Source organism: Belnapia sp. (assembly GCF_059504005.1).
The window spans coordinates 69,875-87,510 of the sequence record NZ_JCACHU010000127.1 but is presented as its reverse complement, the minus strand read 5'-3'; the positions used below and the strand labels follow the sequence as shown (position 1 = coordinate 87,510).

3 protein-coding genes are annotated in these 17,636 nt (G+C 75.1%); all 3 read left to right on the top strand.

Annotation, left to right across the window (positions count from 1 at the left end; all coding sequences use genetic code 11):
• The first annotated feature begins 45 nt into the window (after positions 1–45).
• Complete coding sequence (locus AC5JJ1_RS16265) at positions 46–12,414, top strand: beta strand repeat-containing protein (RefSeq protein WP_495786150.1); 12,369 nt, start codon at positions 46–48, stop codon at positions 12,412–12,414.
• A 14-nt stretch (positions 12,415–12,428) separates the two neighbouring features.
• Positions 12,429–15,407, top strand: coding sequence for a CHAT domain-containing protein (locus AC5JJ1_RS16260; RefSeq protein WP_495786149.1), 2,979 nt, complete (start codon positions 12,429–12,431; stop codon positions 15,405–15,407).
• 69 nt (positions 15,408–15,476) lie between these two features.
• Positions 15,477–17,462, top strand: a complete 1,986-nt coding sequence (locus tag AC5JJ1_RS16255; protein WP_495786148.1) for a serine/threonine protein kinase — start codon at positions 15,477–15,479, stop codon at positions 17,460–17,462.
• Positions 17,463–17,636 lie beyond the last annotated feature (174 nt).

Genomic DNA, 17,636 nt, shown 5'->3' with positions numbered 1-17,636 from the left:
CCTTGGCCGCCCCGGCCCGCGGCCGGGTTTTGGGAGACCGGGCCGATGGCCGCTTCTGCATGGACCTGCCCCGTGATGCTGCGGGCCTGGCTGCTCGGGACGACGGCGCTGCTGCCGGCGGCCACGGCCGCGCTGGCCCAGGGGGGCGTGGCGCCCAACGCGCTGCCGACGGGCGGGCAGGTGGTGGCGGGGCAGGCCGCGATCTCGCAATCCGGCGCGGCGATGCAGGTGCGCCAGGGCAGCGACCGGGCGGCGATCAACTGGCAGGGCTTCAGTGTCGGCGCCAATGCCAGCGTGAACTTCCAGCAGCCGAGCGCCACCTCCTGGACGCTGAACCGCGTCACCGGGCCGGACCCCTCGGTGATCGCCGGGCGGATCACGGCGAATGGCGGCGTCGCCATCGTCAACCAGTCCGGCATGGTCTTCGCGCAGGGGGCGCAGGTGAATGTCGGCAGCCTGATCGCCAGCGCGGCCAACGTCACCAACGAGAACTTCATGGCCGGCCGGATGGTCTTCGACGGCGCGCCGAAGCCCGGCGCCAGGGTCGAGAACCATGGCAGCATCACCGTCGCCGACCGCGGGCTCGCCGCGCTGGTGGGCCCGCGGGTCGGCAATAGCGGGACGATCCGGGCGCGGCTCGGGCGCGTGGCGCTGGCCGGGGCGGAGACCTACAGCCTCGACCTCGCGGGCGACGGGCTGCTCTCCATCGACGTGACGCAGGCGGTGCGGAAGGCGGAGGGCGGCGCGACGGCGCTCGTCACCAACAGCGGCGTCATCGAGGCGCAGGGCGGCGCGGTGCTGATCACGGCGCATGCCGCCTCGGGCCTCGTCGAGGACCTGGTGCGCAATACCGGCCGCGTCAGCGCCGATGCCGCGGCGGGGCGCGCCGGCCAAGTGGCGCTGCGGGCCGAGGGCGGTGGCGTCCGGGTCGAGGGGCAGGTGACGGCGCGCGGCGGGGCCGCGTCGCAGGGCGGACGGGTCGAGATGCGCGGCAGCACGGCGACGACCGTGGCGGGGACGGCGCGCATCGATGCCTCTGGCGGGGCGGGCGGCGGCACGGTGCTGGTCGGCACCAGCGGCGTCGGGCGCAACCAGGCGATGAGCGCGCGCACCACGGTGGAGGCGGGGGCACGGTTGCGGGCCGATGCGCGGCGGCAGGGCCAAGGCGGGACCATCGCCGTCAACTCGACGACCGCGACCGTGGCGCGCGGCAGCTTCTCCGCCCGCGGCGGGACCGAGGGCGGCGATGGCGGGCTGGTCGAGCTGTCGGGGCAGGGCGCGTTGCAACTGCAGGCGCAGGTCGACCTGGCGGCGCCGCGCGGGCGCTCCGGCACGCTGCTGCTCGACCCGGACAGCATCTCGGTGGTGACAGCGCTGCCGGGCACGTTGGGCGAAGGCGATGCCACGGTGGCCGCTCCGGGTACTACGGTCACTGCCAACACCGGGCCGGGCGGTATCACCTTCGTTACCGCAGCCAGCCTCAGCGCACTCGACGGCGCCGGCGTGACTGTGCAGCTCGAGGCGAAGCAGAACATCGCCATCAATGCGGCACTGGCCCTCAGCAATTCGACCCTGAATCTCTTCGCCGACGCCATTACGCAGAGCGCGACAGGCACGATCACTGCCGACAAGCTGGTGATCCGCGGTTTCGCCGGCACCACCACCGCGGCCGGAAGCGCCATGCTCGAGGCCGCCAACTCCGTCCGCACGCTGGATGCGCTCGTCAGCGGCGTGCTCACATTCAACAACACCAGCCCCAACCTTGCCGTCCTGGCCGCCACGGGCAGCAGCGTCACGCTGAGGACGACCGGCAACCTCAGCGTCGCGGGCAATGTCGGCGGCGCCGGCGTCGCGGTCGCCCTCAACGTCGATGGCGCGATCAGCCAGACGGCTGGCACCACCATCGCCGCGGCCACGCTGACGGTCGCCGGGGCCAACAATGCCGGCGCGGCCTCGGTGGCGCTGACGGGCAGCAACGCGGTGCAGTCGCTCGATGCGCAGTCGGCCGGCGATCTCGGCTTCACCAACGGCGCGGCAGTGCTGGCTGTCGCCCGGGCCACGACGAGCGGCCCCAATGCGACAGTCACCTTGAGCGGCGGCGGCAGGCTCACGCTCGAGGGGGCGGTCGGCAGCACCAGCACCGCCGCCCTCGACGCCACCGGCGCCACGGTGAACCTGGCCACGCCCGATGGCGTCGGCCAGTCGCCGGGCAGTGCCATCGCCGCCAGGTCGCTCAGCGTGACGTCGGCCGGCGGCGGCATCGACCTGAGCCAGACTGGCAACGAGATCGGCAGGCTGGCCGCCACGGCGGGCGGCGCGGGCAATGGCGTGGTCGTGACCTCGGCACGGGCAATGTCGGTTCTGGCCGGCGGCATCACCGCGGGGGATGGCTCGACCATCGGGCTCAGCGCCCCCGACCTCGACATCGATGGCGCCCTCGGCTTCGCCCCGGGCAGCCTCGCCAACCGCATCAACCTCACCGCCGACACGCTGGGCGCGACGGCGGCGATCAATGCCGGCAGCAACGGGCTTGTCTCCATCGCAACCCGTAGGGCCGGCAGGGACATCGGAATCGGCGGGCCAGCGTCGGATGCGCTCTCGATCAGCACCGCGACGCTCAACCGGGTGACGGCGGGCCGGCTGGACATCTCCGCAGGCGGCGCGCTGACCGTCGGCACCAGCCTGGCGACGGCGCCGGTGATCTCCCTCGCCGCCGGGGGCGACATCACCCAGAAGGCGGGCAGCACGATCACGGCGACGAGCCTCGCCGTCACCTCCACCGGCGGCAAGATCGACCTCAGCCGGACGAATGCCGTCGCCACGCTCGACGCCTCGGCAAAGGGTGCGTTGAGTTTCGAGAACGGCAGCGCCCTGGCGGTGACCCGGGCGTCCGGCAGTGCGGTGACGCTGAGGACAGCCGGCGCACTGACCCTGAATGGCGCGGTCGGTAGGGCGGATGGGACGGTCGACCTCAATGTCGGCGGGGCGATCACCCAGGCGGGCGGGGCGGTGAGCGCGACGACGCTGACCATCCGCGGCGCCGGTGCCGGGGCGTCGAGGGCGGGCAGCGCCTCGCTCGGGCAGGAGAATGCGGTCGGCGGGCTGGATGCGCGGGTGACGAACGGGCTGTTGATCGACAACGGCGCGAACACCCTGGCCGTGACGGAGGCCTCCGGCGCAACGGTGACGTTGACGACGAAAGGCAGCCTCGCCCTGGAGGGCGGCGTCGGCGGCTCGGGCGCGGCCGTCGCGCTCAACGTGACCGGTGCCGTGACCCAGACCAGTGGCACGATCGAGGCGGCTTCGCTCACCATCCGCGGTGGCACCGGGACGGCCGGCAGCGCGGCGACCAGCATCGCGCTCGGCCAGGACAACGACGTGGTCCAGCTGGAGGCCAGGGCAACCGGTGCGCTCAGCTTCAGCAACGGCAATTCCGACCTGGCGGTGACGCGGGCGGTCGGCAGTGCGGTCACTCTGACGACCAGGCAGGCGCTCGACCTGCAGGGCACGGTCGGGCAGGCGGATGGCACGGTCGCGCTCAACGTCACCAAGGCGATCACCCAGTCGGCCGGCCTGGTGGCGGCGGATCGGCTCACCGTGCGGGATGCGACGGGGGGGGACGGGACCGGCGCGGCGAGCCTGGCGCTCGGCCGGACGAATTCGGTCGCAAGGCTGGATGCGAAGACTGCGGGCGCGCTCAGCCTCGACAACGGCACCGCCGATCTCGCGGTGACAAGGGCGGTCGGCGGCACGGTGACGCTGACGACCACCAAGGCGCTGCAACTGGATGGGCCGGTCGGGCAGGGGAATGCCGCGGTCGCGTTGCATGTCGGGGGGGCGATCACCCAGACGACCGGCGCCGTGACGGCGGCGACGCTCACCATCCGTGGCGCGACGGGCGGGACAACCCGCGCGGCGAGCGCCGCGCTCGGCCAGGCGAATGCCGTCGAAAGGCTGGACGCGCGCGTCACCAACGACCTGCTGCTCAACAACGGCACCACCGGCCTGATCCTGGCCGAGGGCCTCGGCAATGCGGTGACGCTGCGGGGATCGGGCACGCTCAGCCTGCAGGGCGATCTGGGCGGGGCGGGCAATGCCGCCGTCACGCTGCGGATCGGTGGAGCGACCAGCCAGTCCGCGGGGGTGGTGACGACCTCGGCGCTGACGATCCGCGGCGAGGATGGGACATCCGCGGCCGGGGCGGTGACGCTCGGCCGGGCGAATGCCATCGGCACGCTGGACGCATTCTCCAACGGCGACATCGCGGTGACGGCGACCGGCGCGCCGCTCGGCGTGGCGCGGGCGGAGGTGACGGGGACGGGCAAGGCCGTCAGCCTGGCGGATGCTGCGGGGCTCGGCCTCACCGGCACGGTGGGCGGGACGGATGCCGCGGTGACGCTGGCGGCCGCCGCGGGCGGGATCGCCCAGTCCAGCGGCGCGCTCACGGCGGCGAGCGTCACGGCAACGGCGGGGTTGGGGGGCATCGCACTCGGCGCGACGGGCAACCGGATCGCAGGCGTCAGCGCCGCCTCGGGCGGCGACGTCGGCGTGACATCCGGCACGTCGATGACGGTGCTGGCGGGCGGCATCACGGCGGCGGCGGGTGCAAGCATCGCGCTGGCTGCGCCGACGCTCACCATCGGCGAGCCGGTCGGCTTCGCCGGGCCGAGCGCGGACAACAGCATCACCCTTGCGGCGAACGCGCTCTCCGCCACGGCGCCGGTCAATGCGGGCGCCGAAGGGCTGGTGCGGATCACGCCCTTCAGCGTCAGCCGCGCGCTCACCATCGGCACCGGGGCGCTGGAGCAGGCGACGCTCGACCAAGTGACGGCTGGGCGGCTGATCCTCGCGGCGAGCGGCACCGGGGCGTTGGCGCTGAACGGCAACCTGACCCTGGCCAAGGTGCCGGTGCTGGAGCTGATCGCGGCGGGCGGCATCAGCCAGGCCGAAATGGCGGTGCTGACGGTCGGCATGCTGTCGGCGACGTCGACGAGCGGCTCGATCAGCCTCGTGGGGCAGAACAGGATCGGCCGGATCACCGGCCGCCGCGACGACCCGATGCTCGGGCTGGTGGCGGGCGGCGATGTCACCATCGCCAATGCCCAGGCCATACGGACCGAGGCGGCGCTCGTGGCGGGGACGGGGCACAGCATCACCCTGCGAGCGGATGACCTCGCCCTCGGGGCGGAGCTCCGGGCGGCGAGCGGCAGCCTTGGCGCGATCAACCTGGTGCCGCGGACGGACGGCCGGCCCGTCCTGCTCGGCGCGGGCGATCCGGCGGCGCTGTCGGTGGACGCGACGCAGCTTCAGTGGCTGCGAGCCGGGGCGGCGGGCACGCTGCGCATCGGCGGCAATGACATCGAAAAGCCGGTCGCCGGCAGCGTCAGCATCGGTGGGGCGGTCGGGCTGCGGGGCGGGTTCAACCAGGGGCTGGCAGGAACGCTCGACCTGCAGGGCCGCAGCATCGGGCAGAGCGCCGCCCTCGACGTCGCCACACTGGCGGCGGTGGCAAGCGGCGGCGATGTGACGCTGATGCGGGCCGGCAATGCGATCGATGCCCTGGGGCGAGTCAGCGCGACGGAGGGCGTCGTGAGCATCGCCAGCGCGAGCCTCGGCGGGCTCACGCTGGGCGGGCCGCTCGATGCACGGGCGGCGACGCTCACGGCAGCGGCCGGGCTGACGCTGTTCGGCAACGTCACGCTGAGCGGCGACCTCGTGCTGCGCAGCGACGGCGCGATTGGCCAGGGCGGCGGCCGGATCAGCGCGGGCGGGGTGCTGGCGGCGGGCGCGGATGCGGCGACGGCTGCCTCCGTGCAGCTGCTGGCGGCGGGCAATGATGTCGGCAGCTTCGCGGCACGGGCAACCGGGCTGGTGGGCGTCTCCTCCACCGCGGGCGGTGCGGGCGGAACCTTCACCATCGGCCGCGTGCAGGGCGTGGCCGGCATCGAGGCGGGGCGGCTGGTGGCAGGGAGCAGCGGCAGGCTTGCCGTCGCCCAGGCGCTCACCCTGACCGATGCCGGCACAGACGGCTCGCAGCTGACGGGCAGGCTCGGCCTCGGCCTCGCCGCCAATGTGACGGCGGCGGGGGATGTGCTGCTGCGGTCCGATGCGGCGATCGAGCAAACGGCCGGGCCGATCCGGGCGAGCGGGATCGCGGCCAGGGGGGCGGACGGCGCGAGGACCGGCTCGGTCCGGCTGCTGCAGGATGGCAACGCCATCGGCCGTTTCGCCGCGGCGGCGAGCGGGGCGGTCGAAGCCGGTTCTTCGGGGACAGCGCCGGACGTCACCTTCACCATCGGCACGGTGCAGGGCGTGAGCGGCATCACCGCCAACGGCGTCCGCGTCGTCGCCGGCGGCACGCTGGCGGTGGCGCAGCCCATCCGCGCCAGCGACACGGTCACCCTGCAGGCCGACCGGATGGCGGTCGGCGCCGTCATCGGCGCGAGCGGCGACAGCCTCGGGGCCATCAACCTGCTGCCGCTGACGGCGGGCCGGAGGGTAGTCCTGGGTGGTGCGGATGATCCCGCGCGCCTCTCGCTGACGACGGCGGCCTTCCCCTTCCTGCAGCCGGGAGGCAACGGCACGCTGCGCATCGGCTCGGATGGCGGCACCCCTACGGCAGGCAGCCTCGTCGTCGCCGGCGACGTGACGGTGGCGGGCAGCAATGCGGTGCTCGACCTCAGGGCGCATGACGTGTCGCAGACGGGCGGCGTGCTGACCGTCGCCGCGCTCACCGGCGCCGCGCAGGCGGGCTTCGTGCTCGATGCCGCCATCAGCGGGGCGGCGGTGAACAGGATCGGCGCGCTCGGCGTCGCGGCCGGGCGGGTGGGCAGCGCCATCGGCACGGCGGCGGGCGACATCAGGATCCTCAGCGCGCTCGGGCTGACCGTGCGCGGCACGGTGACGGCAGACTCCGTGACGCTGCGCGGCGAAGGCCTCGTCATCGGCGAGAGCCCGGCGAGGCCCGTGTTGGTGCAGGCGGCGGGGGGCAGCGTCACGCTCGATGGCGGCGCCGGCGGATTCGACCTCACTCGGGGCTCGACGGTGCGGGCGGTGGCGGGGGCCGAGGGCGGCGACGTCGCCATCAGCGCCGGGGCCGGCGCGAGCATCCACGGCCTGCTCGATACAGGCGCGGCGGGCGGGCGGGACGTCACCATCGCGGCCGGCGCGCCGGTGCTCGACGGCATCGGCATCCGCGCGGCGCGCGACGTGAAGATCACCAGCAGCGGCAGCTACAGCGTTGCCACCGACGTGACCGCAGGACGCGATGCGCTGCTCTCGGCGGACCTCATCCTCGGTGTCAACAGTGGCGGCAGCGTCAGCGCGGGGCGCGACGCCGTCCTCACCGGCGCCGGCAGCAGCAGCATCGATGGCGCCATCACCGGCGGGCGCAGCGTGCGGGTGGTCTCGACCGGCGGCGACATCGCCATCGGCGCCGTCAGCATCGCCGCAGGCAGCGGGACGCTCTCGGATGCAACGGCGGAGCTGCGGCTGAGCGCAGGGGGCGGCATCACCAACGATGGCAGGCTGACCAGCGCCGGGCGTGCCATCGCTCTCGTCTCGACGGGTGGCTCCGTGCTCAACAGGTCGATCATCGACTCAAGCGATGGCGGCGGGGCGGCGGGGGCGATCAGGCTGGAGGCAAGCGCGCCGGGCACCATCGTCACCAATGCGGCCGGGGCCCGCATCACCGGCGGCAGCGTGGTGCTCGCTGGGCAGGCGCAGGTGGTGCAGGACAGCAGAGTGAGCGGCACGGAGATTACCCTGTCGGCCGGCAGCGGCGCCCCCCTGAACGGCATCCTCGTCGGGAGCGGCAGCATCACCACCGCCTCCTCGCTTCTCACTTTGATAGCCGCGTCCGGCAACATCGCCGCGACCGGAGCGATGCTGAAGGCAAGCGGCGCCATGAGCATCGAGGCACAGGCGGGCGCGGTGAGGTTGACCGGGAGCGACGTCAACGGCGTGACGACGGTGACGGTGAGAGCAGGCGCCGGTGACATCGTGCAGGATGGCGGGCTGCTTTCGGCCAGGAACTCGCTCAGCCTGACGGCTGGGGGTAACGTGACGCAGGCCAGCGGCGGGCGGATCGTAACGCCAGTACTGAGCGGCAGCGCCGACGGCAACGTCGCGCTGCTCAACGGCGTGGCGCTGCCGGCGAGGCTGGCGGCTACGGGGATGGGCAATGCCATCGACGAGGTCGCCGGTTTCACTGCCGGCGGTGACTTCGCGCTGGCGAGCACGGCGGCGCGGCTCGGGATCAGCAAGGCGGTGAGCGCCGGCGCCGGGCGGGAGCTTCGGCTCTTCGCCGAGGATTTCGCGCTGACGGCGGCGCTGCAGGCGCCGGGCGGGACGGTCAGCCTCTCGCCCTATACGCGGGACGGCAGCGTCGCCCTTGTGCTCGGCGGACCGAGCGGGGCCAGCGCCGTCAATGCCGTCACCCTCGACAGCGCGGAGCTCGACCTGCTGCCAGCCAATGCGGCGGCGCGGCTGCGCCTCGGGCGGCTGGACACGCCGGACGGGCGAAGCGACTTCGGTGCCATCGGCATCGCCGGCCGGGTCGACCTCGTCGATCCGGCGACGGGGGCGGATGCGAAGGTCGGGCGGCTCGAGCTTCAGGCACGGGGCGGCATCGCCCAGCAGGCCGGGACGCGGCTGGCGGCGCTCGGGCTGGCGGCGACGGCGGGCGGCGACATCCTGCTCGACCCGGGCACCGGCGCGAACCGGATCGGCGGGCTGGCGGGGGTGGTGACGCCGGGGAATTTCGTGCTGCGCAACGGCTTCGGCGGGACGATGGCCGTCGCGGCGGGGAGTGCCGTCGCCGGGGATGCCGGCCAGGGCGCGGATGGCATCCGAGTCGGGGACGGGAAGACCGTCACGCTGCGCGGCGACGACTTCGCCATCGCCGGGGCGGTACGTGCGCCCTCCGGCACGATCGAGATCCTGCCGGAGACGCAGGGGCGGGCGGTCGCGCTCGGCGGCGGCGGGGCGGATGCGTTCGGCCTCGACGGCGGGGAGCTGGCGCTGATCGGCGGCGGCCTGCCGCTCGATGCCGGGGCGGCGACATTGCTGCGGATCGGCGGCGCGGCGGGGCTGGCGCTGCCGACGGCCGGGGCGATCACCCTCGGCGGCCCGGTTGGCCTGCAGGGCGCCGTGGCGCGGGTGCAGGCGCTCGAACTGCTCTCGGCCGGGTCGATCCAGGGCAGCGGCGGCGCCATCACCGTGCCGGCGCTGCGGGCGGCCGCGGCGGGCGAGGCGAGGCTCGACCATGCCGGCAACAGCTTCCTGGTGAATGCGGTGAGCGGTACCGACGTCGCCATCCGCCAGGCCGGCGACCTGCGCCTGGCCAATGCGGTGGCGGCCATCGGCGGCGTCGATGCGCCGGGCGGCGTGACGGCGACGGGGAGGCTCGCCCTGGTCGCGGGCGGCACCATCACCCAGGACGCCGGCGCGGTGATCCGCGCAGGCACGCTCACGCTGGCCTCGGGCGGGGCGGTGACGCTCGGCGAGGCGAACCGGTTCGGCACGCTGGCCGCGGCCAGCATTGGCGGCGCGGCGGCGACCAGCCTGGTCCGCGGCACCGGCTATGCCGTCGCCGGGCCGGTGACGGCGGCAGGCTCCCTCCGACTCGTCGCCGCGGAGTCCGGCAGCCTTGCGGTGACCGGGAGCATCGCGGCGGCCGGGGCGCTGGAGCTCGCCACCGGGCAGGGCGCGGGCCCCGGCGCGGCGCCCTTTGGACGGATCAGCGTCAGCGGCAGCATCGCGGCTGGGACGGACATCGCCCTCGGCACGGCGGTCGGGCCGGTCCTGCTGACGGGGGCGACGCTGACGGCAGGGGGCGGGATCACGCTGGCGACGGGCGGGACCGGCTTGGAGATCCTGGGCTCGACGGTCAGGGCGGGCGGCGCGCTGACAATCTCGGCAGGCGTCTCCGGGCAAGGCGGGGCGGTCGGCGTCACCGGCAGCAGCCTGACGGCGGCCGGCACCCTCGCCATCGGCGCCAGCCATGGCGATCTCGGCATGGACGGCAGCACGGTCGCGGCGGGCGGCGGCCTGACCCTGACCGCGCTCGACGGGGCGATCAGCCAGCGGCGCGGCAGCCTGGGCGGCGCGACGCTCGCCCTGCGGGCCGGGCGGGGGATCACGCTTGTCGATGACGGCGGGGCGTCGCCGGTCCTGGCCGCAACGGCCGGGGCGCTGACCCTGACGACCGGCGCGGGCGACATCCGCATCGCCGGGACGGTGCTCAATGCCGCGGCCGAGCTGGGCCTGGAGGCGTCCGCTGGGGCGATTGGCATCGGCCGGTCGAGCGTGACGGCGGGCGGCGCGGCGGCCCTGCGGGCGGCGACCGCGCTCAACTTGACCGATGTCGCGGTACAGGCGGGCGGCGACATCGCGGCGATCGCCGGAACGGGCGATGTCACGCTGCTGCGGGCGGGCCTGGCGGCCGGCGGCGGGCTGTCGATGGCGGCGACGGGCGGGAGCCTCGGCCTCGACGCCGTCACGGGGGCCGCATCGGGGGCGGTGGCGATGATGGCCGGACGCCTGATCGACATCGCCGGCTCGAGCGTCACCGCGGGGCTGGGCCAGAGCATCTCCGCGCAGGGCAGCTTCGGCGCCACCGGCTCTACGGTGACGGCGCAGGGTGCTGACCTCGACATCGTCGTGGCGGGGAGGCTCTCGCTCGACGGCAGCAGCCTCACGGCAGGCAAGGCGCTGACGGTGAACGCCGGGCGCATCGACCAGCGGCGCGGCAGCCTGACCGGGGCGGGCATCACGGCGCAGGCGGCAGGCGGCATCGCGGTTGCGGCCGATGGCGGCGATGCGCCGCGCCTGACGGCGACGAATGGCAGCCTCGGCCTCTCCACCAGTGCGGGGGATCTAGCGCTGTCCGGCGCGGTGCTGCTCGCCGCGACGCACCTCTCGCTGAATGCGGCCGGCGGCGCCATCGCCGCGACCGGCCTCACCGCGGCCGCAGGGGCGGTCTCGGTCGATGCGGGAAGCGCCATCGTTTTCGGCAGGTCGGCGCTCTCGGCGGAGAGGGACCTGGCGGTCGCGGCTGGCGGCGATCTCGGCCTTGCCAGCTCCACGCTCCTGGCAGGGGCCGGGGCGCGGATGACCGCCGGCGGGCTCCTCACCGCGACCGGGGCGAGCCTCGCTGCCGGGACGGACCTCGCCGTGACCAGCCGGCTTGCGTCGAGCTTCACCGATACGGCGATGACGGCGGGCGGCGCCCTGGCGGTGACCTCGACCGCGGCCGGGATCGGCCAGACCCGCGGCAGCCTGACCGGCGGCGAGGTGCGGCTCCGCGCGGCGGGCGAGCTGCTCGTCGCCGACGGCGGCAGCGGCCCTCCGCCGGCACTGCGGAGCACGGCCGGTGCGCTCTCGCTTCGCGCCGGCAGCGTGGCGCTGCGCCAGGCCACGGGCAGCGGGGCGACGGGGCTCGACCTTGCCGCCGGGGGCGGGATCTCCCTGGCCAATACGGCGCTCGCCACGCCGGGGCTGCTGACGGCGGCGGCCCGCAGCCTCTCCGTGCTGGGGAGCAGCCTGACCTCGACCGCGGGCGATATCGACCTGACGGCGGGCGGGGCGGGGGCCATCGTCACGAGCACGCTCCGCGCCGCCCGGCAGGTGCGAGTGGTGACGGGCGGCGGCCTGGCGCTCACCTTCCTCTCCCTCGATGCCGATGCCGCGGATTTCGAGGCGGGGCGGCCCAATCCCGCCGCCTATGGCGGCACCGACGGCGGCAGCGCGATGACGACGAGCGGCGTCACCGCCAGGATCGGCACGGCGCTGCTCCTCGCCGCGCCCGGCGGCGTCACCGGCCCCGGCCCGACCCTCGTGACGCCGCGCGGCGCGGCGCTGCCGGCGGTGCTGTTCGACACGCGGCTCGCGCCGGAGCGCAACCCGCTCACCATCGTCCAGCCGGACATCGCCGGGGTGGAGGCGGGCCAACAGCCGACCCAGGTGCGCAGCGCGCCCGGCTCGCAGGGGCCGGGCGCCTTCGGCCTGCCAAACCAGACGACAGCGGCCGGGCCGGTGGCGCTCAACCTCAATGCCGGGCAGTCGGCCGTCTTCCTGCTGGTCGACGGCGGCAGCGTCTCCGGCAGCGTCACCGCAGGACGGCTCGCGGTGCATGGCGCCGGCGGCGGGTCGACGCTCGCCGGCACGCTGGGCGGCTCGGCCGGGGCGGAGGCGGCGCGCTTCGCCGACATCACCCGGCCGATCGATGCCGGCGCGCTGCAGCGGTACCGCTTCAACAGCTGCGTCATCGGCTCGATCAACTGCGTGGTGCCGCCCTCCATCCAGATCCTGCCGCTGCGGCCGACGGATCAGGCGCGTTTCACCATCGAGAACAACCGCATTAATCTCTCCGACGTCCTGATCCCGAATGTCGGCGAGGAGGACAACCAGTGAGCCGGAGCCGCGCCATGCCCCGCCTTCCGCTGCTGCTGCTCGCGGCGCTCCTCGGCTGCGCCCGGCCGCCGGAGAACGCCTATGTCGCCGCGGCGCCCGGCAGTGGGCCGGTCGATCCCGCCGGCAAGGATGCGCGCGGCGAGGATTGCTCGGCCCAGGCCGGCGCCGCCCTGCCGGCCGACCTGCCGGTGGTCCGCAGCCGCGAGGTCTATTGCGGCGGCTGGACGCAGCCGGCGGCGCGCGTCGTCCAGCTGCGCGGCGCGGGCGATGCGGCGCGGCTCGATGCGCTCGCCTCGGGCGGTCTGTGGCGCACCTGGCTCGACCAGCGCGTCAGCTGCGCGGCGCCGCAGGCCACGACGCTGGCGGGCGGCGTGCCGGCGCGGCTGCTGGCCTGCACGCGCAAGAATGGCGGCTGGCCGCATGTCGCCCTCGTCGCAGCCGGGCCGGACGGGCCGGTGCTGGCCGATGGCGTGGCGACGGCGGCGCCGGTGATGGAGGGGCTGGCGACCGGCCGGGTCTCGGCCGGCGCCGCGGGGCAGGCGCGCTCGGCCGCGCTCGAGATCGCGGTGCGGCGGCTCTCGGCGGAGGCCTTCAGCGCGAAGGATGTCGGCCGCTACGAGGAGCTGATGACCCTCGGCCGCGAGCTGAACCAGGCGGAGAATTTCGCCGCCGCCGAGGATGCCTACCGAGCGGCGCTGGCCCTGCAGGAGCGGGTGCTTGGCCGCGACAGCCCGGATACGGTGGCGGCGCTGGTGCATCTGGCGCTCAACCTCTCCAACCAGGGGCGCGGGCAGGAGGCGGCGGCGCTCTTCGCCCGCGCCGCGCCGCTCGCCGAGCGTGCCGGCGACCCGGTGGCGCGCGCCCGGCTGGCGCATTACCAGGCGCTCTCGCTGTTCCAGGAAGGGCAGGACTCCGCCGGCCTCGCCCGGCTGCGGGAGGCGGAGGCGCTCTACGCCGCCCTCGTGCCGCGGAGCCTGCTGCGGGGCGGCGAGGGCAGCGGGCTGGTGAGCGACCCGGCCGCCGTCTCCGCCATGCTCGGCCTCTCCGAGGTGCGGCGCAACCTGGCCCGCGCCGTCGCCCGCAGCGACGACAAGGCCGCGGCGCCGGCGCTGATCGCCGAGAGCCGGCGGCTGCTGCGGCAGACCGGGCTCGAGAACGGGCTGCTGGTGGCGCGCTCGCTGCGGACCGAGGCGGGCGCCTCCATCCTGCTCGGGCGGGACGATGCGGCGACGCGCCAGCTGGAGGCGGCGGCGCAGCGCTTCGCCATCGCCGCGCCGGGCGAGCGGCCGGAGGCGGTGACGCTGTTCCTCACCGGCGCCCGGCGCGCGGCGGTCGGCCGGCGGGAGGAGGCGCTGACCGCCTTCCGCGCCGGTGCCGCCATCCTCCGCGCCCGGCAGATCGCGCTGCCGATCAACCTGGTGCTGCCCTATCTCGACGCGCTCGACGCCGCGGCCACGGCCCGGCCGGCCGAGGCTTCGGCGCTGCGCCGCGAGGCCTTCGCCGCGGCGCAGCTCGCCCAGCGCAGCAACACCGTGCGCTTCGTCCAGCAGGCCAGCGCGCGGATCGGCGCCGCGGCGGGCGATGCGCGCGTGGCCGAGGCCGTCCGCAAGCTGCAGGATGCCGACCAGGCGCTGCGCGGGCTATTCGCCGAGCGCGACACGGGGGCGGGCGGGCTCGATGCGCGCATCGCCGCCGCGCAGCAGGCGCGGGCGGAGGCCGAGAGCACGGTCGCGGCGGCCGCGCCGGGCTACCGGCAGCTGCTGCTGAGCTCGGTCGATGCCGATGCCGTCGCGGCCTCGCTCAACCCGCGCGAGGCGCTGGTCACCATGCTGCTCGGCCGCAGCCATAGCTGGGTGCTGCTGGTGCGCGGCGGCGAGGTGCGGATGGCGCGCTCCGGCCTCACCGAGGCGGAGGCCGGGCGGCTGGTGCATGCGCTGCGGAGCGGCACGGTCGATGCTGGCGGGCGGCCGGGGCGGTTCGACCCGGCGCCGGCCCAGGCGCTCCATGCCGGGCTGCTGGCGCCGCTGGCCGCGGCGCTGGAGGGGGCGGAGACGCTGATCGTCGTCCCGGACGGGCCGTTGCTCGGCATCCCCTTCGGCATGCTGCTGACCGGACCGGCCGACCCGGCGGCGCTCGGCGCGGCACCCTGGCTGGTCCGCCGCCATGCGGTCGTCCATGTGCCCTCGCCGCAGACGCTGGTGACGCTGCGCGGCGCGGGGCTCGGCTCCGCGGCGCCGCTGCCCTATGCCGGCTTCGGCGACTTCGTGCCGCCGACGCCGGCGCAGCTCATCCGCAGCTTCCCCGTCGACCGCTGTGCCGCCGATGCGCGGCTGGCGGCCGGGCTGGTGCGGCTGCCGGGCACCCGCATCGAGGTCGAGGAGGCCGAGCGGCTGACGGGCGCGCGGCCGCAGGACATCCGGCTCGGCGCCGCCTTCACCGCGGGCGCGCTGAGGGCGGCCGATCTCGGCCAGCGGCGGATCATCCATCTGGCGACCCATGCGCTGCTGCCGGGCGAACTCTCCTGCCTGCCGGAACCCTCCATCGTCGTCTCCGCCATGCCGGGCGCGGCGGAGGCGGACTCGGCCTTCGTCAAGGCAAGCGACCTGCTCGGCCTCAAGCTCGACGCCGACCTCGTCATCCTCTCCGCCTGCAACACCGGCGGGCCGGGCGGGGCAGGGGGCGGCGAGGCGCTGTCGGGCCTGGCGCGCGCCTTCTTTTATGCCGGGGCGCGCGGGCTGATGGTGACGCATTGGGCGGTGGACGATGCCGCGGCGGCGCTCACCGTCGCCGACTCGCTGCGGCGGCAGCAGTCCGGCGCCTCCTCCGCGGCGGCGCTCCGCGGCGCGCAGCTCCTGCTGCTGGACGAGGCGGGGAAGCGGCTGCCGGAGGCCTTCGGCCATCCCTTCTACTGGGCGCCCTTCGCGCTGATCGGCGACGGGCGGCGTGCCGCGCCGGTGCAATCTGCGGCAGCGGAATCCGCGCCCAGGCTGTAAGATGATGTCCCGCCCGGCACGATCCTTCCCGCCGGGCGGCATACTGGAAGCCTCGAGGTTGCTGGGCGGATGATTCCGAACGAGATCGCCGGGAAGTACGAGCTGCGCGGCACCCTGGGCAGCGGCGCCATGGGCACGGTCTATGACGCGCTCGACCGCAACATCGAGCGGCGGGTGGCGATCAAGGTGGTGAAGCGCCCGCCGCCGGGCGACCCGGAGGGCGAGGAGGCGCATGGCCGCTTCCGCCGCGAGGCGCAGGCGGCCGGCAGGCTCGCCCATCCGAACATCGTCGGCGTCTACGACTATGGCGAGAATGCCGAGGCGGCCTGGATCGTCATGGAACTGGTCGAGGGCGGCTCGCTGAAGGACCGGCTGGACCGGAAGGAGCGCTTCCCCGTCCCCGAGATCGTCCGGATCATGGAGCAGGTGCTGGCGGCGCTCGCCTATTCCCATGCGCGCGGCGTGGTCCACCGCGACATCAAGCCCGGCAACATCATGCTGTCGGGGGACGGCACGGTGAAGATGGCCGATTTCGGCATCGCCCGGCTCGAGAACTCCTCCATGACGCAGGTCGGCACGGTGATGGGCACGCCGAGCTACATGGCGCCCGAGCAGCTGCGCGGCGAGACGGTGGATGCGCGGGCCGACATCTGGGCGGCCGGCGTGATGCTCTACCAGCTGCTGACCGGGGAGAAGCCCTTCGAGGGCGGCTTCTCGGCGGTGATGCACAAGGCGCTGCACACCGACCCGCCGCCGCCCTCCAAGCTTTCCGTCACGGCGCCGCAGGCCTTCGATGCGGTGATCGCAACCGCCCTGGCGAAGCGGCCGGAGGATCGCTACCCGAATGCGGCCGCCTTCGCCGCGGCGGTCCGCGCGGCGGCGACGGCGCCGGCCGCTTCGCCGGGCGGCTTCGCCGGTGCCGGGCGGCTGCCGGGCCTCGACAGCGAGGCGACGATGGTCGGCACCGTCGCACCGGCCGCCCCGGCGCCGCGGCCGGCCGCGCCGCAACCTGTCCCCCCGGCCGCCCGCAAGGCGCCGGTCGGGCTGATCGCCGGCGGGGCCGGGGCGCTGGCCGCTGCCGGCCTCGCCGCCTTCTTCCTGCTCGGCAGCGGCGGCGACGGCCGCCAGGCGGAGCAGCAGCGGCTGGAGCAGCTTCGCCTCGCCGCCGAGCGGGAGGCGTGGGAGAAGGCGGCGCAGGCCCAGCCGCCCGCGCCGCAGCAGCCCGTCACGCCGCCGGCCATGGCGGCCGGCGCCGCCGCGCCCGCCGACACCCAGGCGGAGCTGGAGCGGCGGGCCCGCGAGGAGGCGGCACGGCGCGAGGAGACCGCCCGGCAGCAGCAGGCCGCCGAGGCCGCACGCCGCGAGCAGTTGGCCGAGGAGGCGCGGCGGGCGGAGCAGCTTCGCGCTGGCCTGGCCGCGGCCGGGGCGGCGCTGGCGGAGACGCCCTGCAGCCTGATCGCCTGGTCCTCCAGCGGGACGAGCCTCAGCCTCACCGGCATCGTCCGCCGCGGCGACGAGGCGGCGCTGCGCCAGCAGCTTGCCGCGCGCGGGCTGCCGCCCGAGGCGGTGCAGATGCAGCTCCGCAGCTTCAGCGGCCCCTATTGCGAGGCGCTCGACCTGGTGCGTCCCTATCTCGCCGCGCCGGATGCGGGGCCGCAGGCGGGCATCATCGGCAACTCGCCCCTGGCGAAGGGCGAGCTGCTGCGCCTCGCCGTCACCATGCCGCCCTATCCGAGCCAGCTCTATGTCAGCTACCTGATGCAGTCGGGGGAGGTGGCGCATCTGGTGCCCTCGCGGGCCGAGACGCCGAACGCGCAGGTGCGGCTCGGCGACCCGACCGCCAGCTTCACCGGCTGGGAAGTGGATGAGCCCTTCGGCACGGATCTCGTGCTGGTCTTCACCTCCGACCGGCCGCTCCTCGCCCAGCGGCGCCCGGTGATGGAGAAGGCGGAGGACTATCTCCGGGCGCTGGCTGCCGGGCTGAAGGCGGCGCAGCAGCAGAAGGCCCGCGTCGCGGTGCAGGCGGTGCTGGTGGAGACGGTGGCGCAACGCTGACCGGCTGCCGCGCCCGCCCGTCACACCGGCTCATGCCGGCTGGTGCAACCTTAGGCTGGCGCATCCCCGGTTCACACGGGTTCAGCGGACATGCTGCAGGCTGTTGTTCACGGAGCAGCTTCACGGCTCCGGACGAAGCCCTCCTGCAGCGATCTGCTTCCGGGTCAGCCCGTC